Source organism: Mycobacterium sp. 1081908.1, from assembly GCF_001673535.1.
Lineage (GTDB): Bacteria > Actinomycetota > Actinomycetes > Mycobacteriales > Mycobacteriaceae > Mycobacterium.
Genome location: NZ_LZLY01000021.1, coordinates 50,823 through 62,435 on the forward strand (window position 1 = coordinate 50,823; position 11,613 = coordinate 62,435).

15 protein-coding genes are annotated in these 11,613 nt (G+C 69.2%); 7 read left to right on the top strand and 8 right to left on the bottom strand.

The features are described 5' to 3' along the window. Positions 1 to 61 precede the first annotated feature (61 nt). Both A5655_RS03750 and A5655_RS03755 read left to right on the top strand, forming a co-directional pair. Complete coding sequence (locus A5655_RS03750; protein ID WP_067005700.1) at positions 62 to 1,051, top strand: NAD-dependent epimerase/dehydratase family protein; 990 nt, start codon at positions 62 to 64, stop codon at positions 1,049 to 1,051. After that, positions 1,024 to 1,602 (top strand): TetR/AcrR family transcriptional regulator, encoded by a 579-nt coding sequence (locus A5655_RS03755; protein ID WP_067005702.1) that lies wholly within the window; start codon positions 1,024 to 1,026, stop codon positions 1,600 to 1,602. Before A5655_RS03750 ends, A5655_RS03755 begins: the two co-directional genes overlap by 28 nt. On the opposite strand, the gene A5655_RS03760 is transcribed toward A5655_RS03755, so the two are convergent. Next, positions 1,590 to 2,120: a pyridoxamine 5'-phosphate oxidase family protein gene (locus A5655_RS03760; RefSeq protein WP_067005704.1), complete on the bottom strand. Its 531-nt coding sequence runs from the start codon at positions 2,118 to 2,120 to the stop codon at positions 1,590 to 1,592. The genes A5655_RS03755 and A5655_RS03760 overlap by 13 nt on opposite strands. A 30-nt stretch (positions 2,121 to 2,150) precedes the next feature. Further along, complete coding sequence (locus A5655_RS03765) at positions 2,151 to 2,726, bottom strand: NUDIX domain-containing protein (RefSeq protein ID WP_156764677.1); 576 nt, start codon at positions 2,724 to 2,726, stop codon at positions 2,151 to 2,153. Between A5655_RS03765 and A5655_RS03770 the strand changes: the two genes are divergently transcribed. After that, positions 2,725 to 3,096, top strand: a complete 372-nt coding sequence (locus A5655_RS03770; protein ID WP_067005706.1) for a nuclear transport factor 2 family protein — start codon at positions 2,725 to 2,727, stop codon at positions 3,094 to 3,096. The genes A5655_RS03765 and A5655_RS03770 overlap by 2 nt on opposite strands. Here the strand turns inward: A5655_RS03770 and A5655_RS03775 are convergent. Then, positions 3,070 to 3,555, bottom strand: a complete 486-nt coding sequence (locus A5655_RS03775) for an SRPBCC family protein (protein ID WP_067005708.1) — start codon at positions 3,553 to 3,555, stop codon at positions 3,070 to 3,072. The two genes, A5655_RS03770 and A5655_RS03775, sit on opposite strands and share 27 nt — an antisense overlap. 92 nt (positions 3,556 to 3,647) lie before the next feature. On the opposite strand from A5655_RS03775, the gene A5655_RS03780 reads away from it, so the two are divergent. Continuing rightward, positions 3,648 to 5,363, top strand: a complete 1,716-nt coding sequence (locus A5655_RS03780) for an NAD-binding protein (RefSeq protein WP_067005710.1) — start codon at positions 3,648 to 3,650, stop codon at positions 5,361 to 5,363. Here A5655_RS03780 and A5655_RS03785 read toward each other — a convergent pair. Further along, positions 5,360 to 6,238: an LLM class flavin-dependent oxidoreductase gene (locus A5655_RS03785; RefSeq protein ID WP_067005712.1), complete on the bottom strand. Its 879-nt coding sequence runs from the start codon at positions 6,236 to 6,238 to the stop codon at positions 5,360 to 5,362. The genes A5655_RS03780 and A5655_RS03785 overlap by 4 nt on opposite strands. A 39-nt stretch (positions 6,239 to 6,277) precedes the next feature. Between A5655_RS03785 and A5655_RS03790 the strand changes: the two genes are divergently transcribed. Both A5655_RS03790 and A5655_RS03795 read left to right on the top strand, forming a co-directional pair. After that, positions 6,278 to 6,691: a VOC family protein gene (locus tag A5655_RS03790; RefSeq protein WP_067005783.1), complete on the top strand. Its 414-nt coding sequence runs from the start codon at positions 6,278 to 6,280 to the stop codon at positions 6,689 to 6,691. 24 nt (positions 6,692 to 6,715) lie between these two features. Further along, a complete protein-coding gene (locus A5655_RS03795; protein WP_067005714.1) occupies positions 6,716 to 7,105 on the top strand; it encodes a VOC family protein in 390 nt (129 codons plus the stop codon). Here A5655_RS03795 and A5655_RS03800 read toward each other — a convergent pair. From A5655_RS03800 to cysD, 3 genes are read right to left on the bottom strand one after another with little or no spacing between them, the layout of a single operon-like run. After that, positions 7,102 to 7,587, bottom strand: coding sequence for an RrF2 family transcriptional regulator (locus tag A5655_RS03800; protein WP_067005716.1), 486 nt, complete (start codon positions 7,585 to 7,587; stop codon positions 7,102 to 7,104). The two genes, A5655_RS03795 and A5655_RS03800, sit on opposite strands and share 4 nt — an antisense overlap. Positions 7,588 to 7,619: 32 nt before the next feature. Beyond that, positions 7,620 to 9,461 (bottom strand): adenylyl-sulfate kinase, encoded by a 1,842-nt coding sequence (gene cysC / locus A5655_RS03805; protein WP_067005718.1) that lies wholly within the window; start codon positions 9,459 to 9,461, stop codon positions 7,620 to 7,622. After that, on the bottom strand, positions 9,461 to 10,390 hold the full coding sequence (cysD, locus tag A5655_RS03810; RefSeq protein ID WP_067005720.1) for a sulfate adenylyltransferase subunit CysD: 930 nt from the start codon (positions 10,388 to 10,390) through the stop codon (positions 9,461 to 9,463). Before cysD ends, cysC begins: the two co-directional genes overlap by 1 nt. Before the next feature lie 158 nt (positions 10,391 to 10,548). Here cysD and A5655_RS03815 point away from each other — a divergent pair, with 158 nt between their 5' ends. Further along, positions 10,549 to 10,968: a PaaI family thioesterase gene (locus tag A5655_RS03815; protein ID WP_067005722.1), complete on the top strand. Its 420-nt coding sequence runs from the start codon at positions 10,549 to 10,551 to the stop codon at positions 10,966 to 10,968. A 93-nt stretch (positions 10,969 to 11,061) separates the two neighbouring features. Here the strand turns inward: A5655_RS03815 and A5655_RS03820 are convergent, their stop codons facing one another. Beyond that, the gene (locus tag A5655_RS03820; protein ID WP_067005724.1) at positions 11,062 to 11,553 is read right to left on the bottom strand and encodes a carbonic anhydrase; all 492 of its coding nucleotides are present in this window, start codon (positions 11,551 to 11,553) and stop codon (positions 11,062 to 11,064) included. Positions 11,554 to 11,613 lie beyond the last annotated feature (60 nt).

The following is an 11,613-nucleotide window of genomic DNA, read 5'->3' on the forward strand; positions in this document are numbered from 1 at the left end:
CACGTCAAGGTTTACGGTCTGTACTGAATATGTTCGATATGTAATGCACGGGAGGGCCGCCATGGCCAGCACGATCTTCGTCACCGGCGCGACCGGGCAGACCGGCGGCAACGTGTGCCAGCAGCTGATCGAGCGCGGCGACCGCGTTCGCGCGCTGGTGCGCGAGCCCGACGACGCCGCGGCGCTGGCCGGGATCGGCGTCGAACTGGTCAAGGGCGACATCACCGACGCCGACGACGTGCTCGCCGCGGCGAAGGGCGCCGAGGCGGCCATCCACTGCGCCGCGCTGCTGGGCGGCGCGAGCCAGGACCTCGACGACTTCAAGGCCGTCAACACCGTCGGCACCACGAACGTCCTGGACGCGGCCAAGGCCCACGGCATGCGCCGGGTGGTCGCGCTGAGCACCGCCACGTTCCTGGACCTGAGCACCGGCGTCGATTTCGAAGAGGCGCCCGTGCTGAAGAACCCGCCGGGTGACCCCTACACCGTCACCAAGCTGGCCGCCTTCCTCGAGGCGCACCGGCGCGCGGCCGCGGGCGACGACGTGCTGACGTGCCACCCCGGCGCGATCTTCGGGCCCGGCCTGGTGGTCGCGCGCGCCCTGCACCGCACCAGCTTCAACCGGGTGTTGCTGGCCGGCATGCGCGGAAAGATCAAGCGCTATCTGGCTTTTCCCGTGACCTGGGTGGCGGGGGCGGACGTCGCGAAGGGTTCGATTGCGGCGCTGGACAAGGGGGTGGCCGGGGAGCGCTACCTGCTGGTCGGCCGTCCGGAGGACACCTTCAGCACCGCCGGCGGCATCAACCGCGCCTGCGAGATCGCCGGAATCGACCACCGCGTCGAGGATCTCGACTACCGCAGCGACCCCGAGGCATTGACCGCCGAGTTCGGGCCCACCCTGATGGCGATCGCGAAGGCCGCGGCAAAGAGCGAGCGCAAGCCCCGGGCGACCGACAACCTGACCACCCGGCGGCTCGGTTATGCGCCGATGTCCTTCGATGACGGCCTACGGCTGCTGATCTCATGGCTGCGCGAGCTCGGCAAGCTGTAGGCGTCGCCGTCGGGGATCTGTCCGATCGGATCCTCGACGCGGCCCAGCGGCTGGTGTTCCGGACGGGCGCCCGGAGGATGTCGCTGTCGGACGTGGCGACCCTGGCCGGGGTTTCGCGTCCCACCATCTACCGCTATTTCGCGTCCAAGGAAGAGCTAACCGACGCGCTGGGATCCCGGGAGCGCCGCCGCTTCGCCGACGCGATGGACGACGCGATGTCCGGGGTGGTCGGCGTCGCCCGGCTGGAGGCCGCGGTCGACGTCGTCGCGACCTTCGTCGAGGCCCAGCCGCCCGGGCGGCTGCTCGACCTGGAGCCGACGTTCGCCCACGACCAGATGGCCCGCGCGCTGCCGATGCTCGCCGACGGGCTGGTGGCGGTCTTGCGGCGCTGCGCCCGCGAGGGCGCCCTCTCCCCGGCGGTGGGCCCGCGCGACCTCGCCGGCGCGATCGCGCGGACCGCGTTGAGCCACTACATATTTCCGGATGCCGACCGCGCGGCCGTGCGCCGGGAGATTCGGGCCGCAGCCGGCCTTCCCGCTCAGCCCAGCTGAAACTTGGTGGCGCCGAACGGTTCCGACGTGCCGAGCGCGAAAACCGTCGACGCCTTGACCCGATAGACGTGCCACGGCGGCGGACCGGCCGACGGCGCGCTGAACTCCGCCGTGAGCGCGTCGCCCGCCACCTCGCAGGGCCATCCGTCGTGGACGAAAACGGCTGCGACGGAAGCAAGTTCGCCGGCGTCGGTGACCCGCTCGGCGGTGCCCTCGACCACGAGGTCGAACGGCTCGGTGGCGACGCTGAGCACGCATCGGGGATCGCGCGCCAGGTTCCGCGACTTGCGGGTCGCAAGCCCGGAGCTGAAGTACCAACTCCCGCCGCACCGAACCACCCCGACGGCCATGACGTGCGGGCTGCCGTCGGGATCGATCGTGCTCAGCCAGACTGTGTGGCGATGCGGGCCGCCGGTGCCCGGCGCCTGCGGCAGCTCACCGTCCAGTACCGCCCGGACGCGGTCCCATTCGATCGGCGGTGTGCCGTACCCGTCGAGATTGCGCTCTGTGATCGTCATACCAGTATTGACCGACGCGCGACCCGGAAGTCATCGCTCGTTCAGCAGGAACAGGCCGTAGGCCGCGATCGACTGCGCGTCCACGATCACCCCGGTGCGCATCATCTCCTCGACGTCCGCGCGCGAGAACCATTCGCTGTGCATGTCCTGTTCCTCGTGCTCGCGGTCCGCCTCGCCCTCGACGATGCCGGTGGCCAGGAACGCCCAGCCGCGCTGACTCGTCATCCCGGCGGCCACGTCCAGCAGGCCCAGCGCCTCGATCGACGTCGCGCGCAGGCCGGTCTCCTCGCGCAGCTCCCGCTCGGCCAGCTCGTGCGGGTCGGCCTCCGCGTGATCGGGGGCGCTGCCCTGCGGGAACTCCCAGCGCCGCGCGCCGAGGGGGTAGCGGAACTGCTCGACCAGCCGGAAACGGTTGCCGTCGTACGGCATCACCAGCGCGTAGGTCGGCTTGTCGATCACCGAGTAGATGCCGGGGCTGCCGTCCGGGCGGCGGATCTGGTCCTCACGCACCACCAGCCATCGGTTCCGATAGACCTCGCGGGAAGCGACGCATTCGATGAAGGGCACGTCGCCCAGTATCACCGGTGCGGTAGCGTCCCAAGCCATGCCATCCCCCGAAGCCATCACCGAGACCGTCAAGAGCTACCTCGCGCTCGTGGCCGCCGCCAAGACCGACGACATCGTGGCGCTTTACGCCGACGATGCGACCCTCGAGGACCCCATCGGCGCGGACATCCGCCGCGGCCACGACGCGATCCGCGAGTTCTACGCCGGATTCCAGGACGCCAAGAAGGACACGGAACTCGTCGAGATCCGGGTCGGTGGCAGCGAAGCCGCGTTCCTGTGGCACCTCACGCTCGACGGCGGCGACAGCCGCAGCCGGCTCTCCCCGATCTCGACGATGACGTTCGACGAGGACGCGAAAATCACGTCGATGCGGGCGTTCTGGTCACCCTCGGACTTCAAAGTCCTGTAGCGCCTCCGCGGCGCGCTTGACGCGCCGCAGCGTCTCCTCGATGCCGCGGTTGACCTGACGCCCCCGCGGGACGAGGGCCTCGGCAAGCCTGTTGGCGACCGAGCACCACAGGAATTCGAACGACTCGGTGAGCAGGGTGCCGGACGCCGACGGTTCCATCGTGTAGCGCCAGCGGGTTTCCTCGCGGCCGGCGGCGTCGTTGACGGTGGCGAAGCCGAATTCGCGGCCCCGCTCGGCGGTCTCGATCACCGCCGTCCTGGCCCAGCGCATGCGTCCGAGCCGGTTGTGCCCGCGGAACCGGACGCCCGGGGCCGCCGCGGTCGCGCCGTCCAGCCACTCGCAGCGGTAGCACTCCGGGCTCCACTCGCCCATCCGCGTCACGTCGGCGACCAGGTCGTAGACGACCTCGGGTGGTGCGGCGATGTCGATGCTGCCGTGGCCGCGCCGCGGTGTGGGCATGGCCCGAGTATGGCAGTGGGCTCGTGCGATGCCACCGCGACCGCGATAATGCACCGATGGCCCCTGAAGATAGGGAGATCCGCCGCTCCGGCATGCGTAGCCACATCATCGTCAGCGGCGAGGACGCGCTGGCGACGACGATCGTCGAGGAGCTCAACAACGCCGGCGTGCACATCGTCAAGCTCACCAGCCCGACCGAGCTCGCCACCGCGGGGATCGCCCGCGCCCGCGCCGTGATCTGCGCAGGCGACGACGACGCGACGAATCTCGAAATCGCCTTGCTGGCAAGGAAAGCCAACCCCGACGTGCGGGTGGTGGCGCGGCTGGCCAACGACGTGCTGCGGACGGCGATGGCCGCCGACAAGCGCCCCGGCGCGATCCTGGACGTCGCGGACCTCGCGGCGCCGTCCGTCGTCGAGGCGTGCCTGGCGCACACCGTGCACCCGTTCGAGGCGGCGGGCATCCAGTTCGTCGTCTCGGGCGCCGCGGCGCCGCGCGACGCGACGCTGCGCGAGATCTACGGCGACCTCGCACCCGTCGCGGTCATTCACGGCGAGAACTGCGCCAACCCGGGTGCGGTGGAGCCGTGTCCGGGCCGGGACCTGCAGGTACACGCTGGCGACTGGACCGCGATGATCGGCACCGCCGACGAGCTGGCCGCCCGCGGCATCAAGGTCCCGAAACCGACCGCGAGGCGGTCGCGTCAGGCCTGGCTGCGCCGACTGCTCGACGCCGCGCGCGGCCTGCGTGACGACGTCAACCCGATGCTGCCGCGCGCGCTGTTCGCCGTGGCACTGCTGCTGACCGGGTCGACGGTCGTGTTGCGCTTCACCTACCAGCCGCACCAGAAGATGACGTGGCTCGACGCGTTGTATTTCAGCACCGAGACGATCGCGACCGTCGGTTACGGCGACTTCAGCTTCCTGCAGCAGCCCACCTGGCTGCGGCTGTTCAGCATCATGCTGATGCTCGCGGGCGTGACGACCACGGCGCTACTCGTCGCGTTCATGGCGGACCTGCTGCTGTCGCGGCGTTTCGCCCATTCGGCCGGGCGCCGGCGGGCTCGCCACCTGCACAATCACGTCATCGTCGTCGGGCTGGGCTCGTTCGGCAGCCGCGTCGTCGCCGACCTGGCCGCCGCCGGGTACGACGTGGCGGTCATCGAGCGCGACGACAACAACCGCTTCCTGTCGGCCGCGGACGACCTGGACGTGCCGGTGATCTTCGGCGACGCCACGCTGCGCCAGACCCTGGCGTCGGCCCGCGTCGACCGGGCCCGCGCGGTGGCGCTGTTGACCCAGGACGACATGACCAACATCGAGACCGGGATCGTGCTGCGCGAGATGCTGGGTCCGCGGGTGATGCCGGAGGTGGTCCGGACCGACGTCCCGATCGTGCTGCGCATCTACGACCGCGCGCTGGGGGAAGCCGTGGCGCAGCGGTTCGGGTTCGAAAACGTTCGCTCGACCGTCGACCTGGCCGCGCCGTGGTTCATCGGCGCCGCGATGGGGCTGCAGGTGCTGGGGACCTTCTGGGTGGGGCAGCGCTCCTTCATGGTCGGCGCCATGCACGTGGCGGCCGGCAGCGAACTGGACGGGCTGAAGATGTTCGAGCTGTCCACCCAGACCCGGGTCATCGCGATCACCCGCCAGGACACGCCCGTCGAACTGCATCCGCGACGCGACGCCTGGCTTCGCGGCGGCGACACCGTCTACCTCGTCGGCCCGTACCGCGAGCTGCTGGCCACGCTGCGCAAGGGCCAGCCGCCGCAGCAACCGGAGGTCGAGGAGGAGCGCCGCCTGGCCTAGAGCTGGGCCGCCACGTCCGCGGCGCGGCGCAGCTGGTCGAGGTCCGAACTCGTCGGGATGAGCTGCACCTCGTCGGCGCCGATGCCCTCGAACTTGCGCAGCACCGCCAGCAGCTCGTCCTCGCTGCCGGCCCAGCCGGTCATCGGCGCCATCGCGTCGACGTATTCGGCCGGAATCCAGTTCATGTAGCGCAGCAGGTGCCGATGCACCTGGGCGCGGGCCTGCTCGGGCGCGCCGAACGCGAACCAGAACGACGTCACCAGGTGCGGCGTGGGCCTGCCAGCCCCAGCCCAGGCCTCCCGCGCCACGTCGAACAGCTCGTTCTGCTTGGCGACGTTGAGGTCCAACGTGGTGCCGGCCAGCCCGTCGGCCCAGGCCGCGGCGCTGCGGACGGTCTTCGGCCCGATGCTGCCGACAAACAGCGGCGGCCCACCGGCCTGAACCGGGACCGGCCCCACCGGCAGCACCGACTCGGTGATCTTTTCGCCGGCCCACACCCGCTTCATCACCGCCACCCGTTCGGCCATGCCGCGCATCGTCTGCGTCGCCGGGTCGGCGCCCACGGCGTGATAGTCCTCGTGCCGGCCGCCCACGCCGATGCCCACCGTCAGCCGGCCGCCGCTGAGCATGTCGCCGGTGGCCAGGCCCTTGGCCAGCATGACCGGGTCGTGCAGCTGCGGCACGATCACCGTGGTCATCAGCCGCACCCGGGTGGTCCACGCGGCCAGCGCGCCGAGCAGCGTCAGGTTGTCCGGGTTTTCGAACGCGATGCGCTCGCCCCAGCACAGCGACGAGAACGGGCCCTCGTCGATGGCCCTGGCCCAATTCTCGAGCACCGTCGCGTCCAGGTCCGGCTCCATCACCGGCATGGTCATCGCTATCTGCACAGACGCGATTCTGGCACCATGAAGCAGATGGGTATCACCAGTACCTCCATCGCGCATGTGCGGCTGACCGTCACGGACATCGAGCGGTCACGCCGGTTTTACGAGAGCGTGTTCGGTTGGCCGGTGCTGCTGGAGGTCCCCGAGAACGCCGACGAAGCCATCCGAAACCTGTACGGCTTCCTGTTCGGCGGCGTGATCTACGACCTCGGCGGCACGCTGCTCGGCCTGCGGCCGGTGGCCACGGACCGCTTCAACGAGGACCGCTGCGGACTCGACCACATCGCGTTCCGGCTCGGCAGCAGGGCCGAATTGGACGCCGCGGCAGAGCATCTCGACGAGGTCGGGGTCGTGCACGAGCCCGTCAAGGACATCGGCCCGTCGTACATCCTGGAGTTCCGCGACCCCGACAACATCGCCCTGGAGCTGACGGCGCCCAAGTAGCGATCCGGGGGGTAGACAGGAACTATGCCCATCAGTTTCAACCACACCATCGTCGCCTCGCGGAACAAACGGGAGTCGGCGGAATTCCTCGCCGAACTGTTCGGCCTGCCCAGCCCCAAGCCGTTCGGCCCCTTCATGGCCGTCGCGCTCGAGCACGGCGCCACCCTCGATTACGCCGACGCCCCCGAGGGCGAAGAGATCCGGCGCCAGCACTACGCATTCCTGGTGTCCGAGGACGACTTCGACGCGATCTACGGCAAGATCACGTCGCGCGGGCTGGAGCACTGGGCCGACCCGGGCGCCCGGCGCCCGGGCGAGATCAACACCAGGGACGGCGGCCGCGGCGTGTACTTCTTGGATCCCTCGGGCCATGCCATGGAGATCCTCACGCGCCCCTATGGCTCGGGCCGCTAATCGCCGCTGCGCGGCGATCCGTGCCGCACGTGTTCCTGGTCGCGATAGTCGTCGGCGAGCTGCGCGACGTGCTTGGGCAGGGCTCCGGCCGCGACGTCGGCCACGGTGGTCTGTTCCAGCACCGAGCGCATGCTGGCCCGCAGCGCCCGCCACACGTCGGACAGCGGCGCGGTGGGCCCGGAATAGGGCAGATCGCCGAGCCCGATGTCGCGGACGCTGGCCAGCGGGCCGTCGATGCAGCGCAGCACGTCGGCGATGCTGATCTCGTTTCCGGGGCGGGCCAATTCGTAGCCGCCCTCGCGGCCGCGGTGGCTGCGCACCAGGCGATCGGTGCGCAGGTTGGTGAGGATGTCGACGAGAAACTGCGGCGGGATGCCCTGGGCTTGGGCCAATTCGTCGGTCGTCACCAGCGTGCCGCCGTCGACCGTGGCGAGCTGGACCATCGCCCGCACCGCGTACTCCGCCTTGGCCGACATCCGCATGGTGAGGATTGTGCCACTGGCCTACGGATTGGTTACGGGCGCAACTCCAGCAGGTCGATGACCCTCTGCGCGTGCTCGTCGACGCCGCGATCCGGCGTCAGCCGCAGGTCGGGATTCTCGGGCTGCTGATACGGGCTGTCGATGCCGGTGAAGTTCTCGATCTCACCGGCGCGGACTTTCGCATATAGCCCCTTGGGATCACGCTTCTCGCACTCGTCGAGCGGCGTGTCGCAGAAGACCTCGAAAAATTCCAGGCCGGCGTCGGCGTGGACCCTGCGCGCCAGTTCGCGGTGCTCGGCCAGCGGGCTGATCGCCGGCACCAGCACCACCTGGCCGCTGTCGGCCAGCAGCGCCGCCACATGCGCCAGCCGGCGCAGGTTCTCGGCGCGGTCGGCCATGGAGAAGCCCAGGTCCGCGTTCAGGCCGTGCCGCAGGTTGTCGCCGTCGAGAACGTAAGCGGGAACACCGCTTTCGAGCAGCGTCCGCTCGACCAGCATCGCCACGGACGACTTCCCCGACCCCGACAGGCCGGTGAACCAGACGGTCTTGCCGCGGGTGCGGGCGCCCTCGCCGACGAGCGACTTGTGCCGCACGGTGTTGGGGCTGGACGTCTGCACCGAGACGTCGCGCAACACCATCCCCGCCGCCACCGTGCCGTTGGTGTTCGGGTCGATGAGGATGAACGAGCCGGTGCTGGAGTTGCGGGTGTACTCGTCGAGCAGCAGCGGAACCTGGGTACGCAGCGAAATGCGGCCAAGTTCGTTGAGCTGCAACGCCGTTGCGGCCTTGTCGCGATGCAGGGTGTTGACGTCGAGCCGGTACTCCAGCGCGGTCACGCGCGCGCGGGTGGTCCGGGTGGTGTGCTTGATGAGGTAGTCGCGGCCGGGCTCCAGCGCCGAGTTGTCGGCCATCCAGCACACGGTCGCGTCGAAATCCTGCGTGACGCGGGGCTGGTTGTGGGTGCGGGCGATCATGTCGCCCCGCGAGATGTCGATGTCGTCGGCCAGGCTCACCGAGACGGCCATCGGCGGAAACGCTTCCTCCACAGGACCGTTGGGGCCCTCGATCGCAGTGATCCGGGTGGTCTTGCCGATCGGCAGCACCACCACCTCGTCGCCGGGGCGCATCACCCCGCTGGCCACGGTCCCGGCGTAGCTGCGGTGGTCGCGATGCTCGTGGGTTTGCGGCCGGATGACGTATTGCACCGGGAAGCGCACGTCGACCAGGTTGCGGTCACCGGCGATGTAGACCTCTTCGAGGTGCGACAGCAGCGCCGGACCCTCGTACCATGGCGAGTTGTCCCCCTTGGTCACCACGTTGTCGCCGTTGAGCGCGGAGATCGGGATGGTGGCCACGTCCTGCACGTCGAGCCGGGCCGCGAAGGCGTGGAACTCGTCGCGGATCCACTCGAATCTCTCTCTGTCCCAGTCGATCAGGTCCATCTTGTTGACCGCCAGCACGATGTGCTGGATGCCGAGCAGCGACGCCAGGAAGGCGTGCCGGCGGGACTGCTCCAGCAGGCCGTGGCGGGCGTCGACGAGCACGATCACGAGCTGAGCGGTCGACGCGCCGGTGACCATGTTGCGGGTGTACTGGATGTGCCCCGGCGTGTCGGCGATGATGAATTTCCGCTTCGGAGTAGCGAAATAGCGGTAGGCGACGTCGATGGTGATGCCCTGCTCGCGCTCGGCCCGCAGGCCGTCGGTCACCAGCGCCAGGTCGGTGTAGTCGTGACCGCGCTCCTCCGACGCCCGTTCCACCGACGCCCATTGGTCCTCCATCACGGCCTTGGAGTCGTAGAGCAGACGCCCGATCAGGGTGGACTTGCCGTCGTCGACGGAGCCGGCGGTTGCGAGCCTCAATAACGTTGTCATCAGAAGTAACCCTGCCGTTTGCGGTCTTCCATTCCAGCTTCCGAAATGCGGTCGTCGGCCCGGGTCGCGCCGCGCTCGGTCAACCGCGCCACCGCCGTCTCGGCGATGACCTCGCTCACGGTGGCGGCCTCCGACTCCACGCACCCGGTGCACGTGACGTCGCCGACCGTGCGGAACCGCACCGTGGCCTCGAACACCGGCTCGTCGGCGCGCGGCTGCATGTGCCGGTCCACCGCCAGCAGCATGCCGTCACGCTGAAACACCTTGCGCCGGTGTGCGAAATAGATCGACGGCAGCTTGATCTTCTCGGCGCCGATATACGACCAGATGTCGAACTCGGTCCAGTTGGACAGCGGGAAGACACGGATGTGCTCGCCCTTGTGGTGCCGGCCGTTGTACAGGTTCCACAGCTCGGGCCGCTGGGCCTTGGGGTCCCACTGCCCGAATTCGTCGCGGAAGCTGAACACCCGCTCCTTGGCGCGCGCCTTCTCCTCGTCGCGGCGCGCCCCGCCGAACGCGGCGTCGAACTTGTTCTCCCGGATGGCGCGCAGCAGCGTCACGGTCTGGATCGGGTTGCGCGACGGGATCGTCTCGACCACCCGCCCGGCGTCGATGTCCTCCTGCACCGACGCCACCACCAGCCGCACCCCCGACTCGGCGACCAGCTCGTCGCGGGCGGCGATCACCTCGTCGAAGTTGTGGCCCGTGTCGACGTGCATCACCGGGAACGGCAGCCGCCCGGGCCGGAACGCCTTGAGCGCCAGATGCAGCATCACGATGGAGTCCTTGCCGCCCGAGAACAACAGCACCGGGCGCTCGAACTCCGCGGCCACCTCCCGAATGATGTGGATCGCCTCGGCCTCGAGCGAGCGCAGATGGCTCAGCTCGTACTGGCCCGCGGCGGGGGCCGCGTTGGCAACGCTGGTCATGGTCACCTCGTCGTATCGGTTGCAGATCTATTTGTTGATAAAGGTGGTCGAATTGACCATCTTTATGGTCATTGTCCTATATAGAACCAGCCGGCCCGGCCAGTGTCAATGACCTGCCGGGTATTTGCGGTGGCTCGCCGGTGCGAAAGCATGGACGCATGGCAACTGAAACGCAGAGCGGCCGCGATGTCATCTCGCAATTCCTCCCCCAATCGCCATTCGTCGCGAAGCTGGGGATCGTCGCCGATCAGCTCGGCAACGACGAGGTCAGGCTGCGGCTGCCGTGGGATCCCTCCAACGTCACCGTCGGCGACATGGTGCACGGCGGCGCCATCGCCACGCTCGCCGACCTGACCGTCATGGCCGCGGCGTGGTGCGGCGTGGACGCTCCCCCGTCACTGCGCGGCGTGACGGTGTCGATGGCGCTGGATTACATGGCGCCGGCCCGGGCCACCGACCTGATCGGGGTGGGCCGGGTGCTGCGGCGCGGCCGGTCGCTGGTCAACTGCGAGGCCGAGATCGTGGACCCGTCCGGCACGCTGGTCGCCAAGGCGCTGGCCACGTACAAGGTGGGTTAATACTTCGCCGAGCGTGCACTCAGGGCGAAAATCCGGCGAATTTTTCGCCGTGGCTGCACGCTCGGCGAAAGCGGGTCGCGAAAGGGGCGAGCGCTAGAGGGTGACTTCCTGGAGCTTGCCCGTCGCGACGTCGAAGACGAAGCCGCGCAGCGAGACCTGCTTGGTCACGAACGGGCTGTTCTCGATGCGGCGCAGCGATTGCCGGACGTCCTCGGCGGCGTCCGGGAACGCCTCGGCCGCCCATGGCGGCTTGACCCCGGTCTCGTCCTGGATGCCGCGCTTGAAGTCGTCGTCGGTGAAGGTGAGCATGCCGCAGTCGCTGTGGTGGATCAGGATGATCTCCCGGGTCCCCAGCAGCCGCTGGCTGATGGCCAGCGAGCGGATGACGTCGTCGGTGACGACGCCGCCCGCGTTGCGAATGACGTGGGCCTCCCCCTCGTTGAGGCCGAGCAGGCGATAGACGTCGAGCCGCGCGTCCATGCACGCGACGACCGCGACGTGCTTGCTCGGCGGCATCGGCAGCGGGCCCTTGAAGGTGCTCGCGTATTTGGCGTTGTTGGCCAGGTAGTCATCGGTAACCGTCACGCAAGCCTCCTCTGGGTGTGGCGGCCTGAAAGTAACAACGAGTCACCCGTAATTCACGCA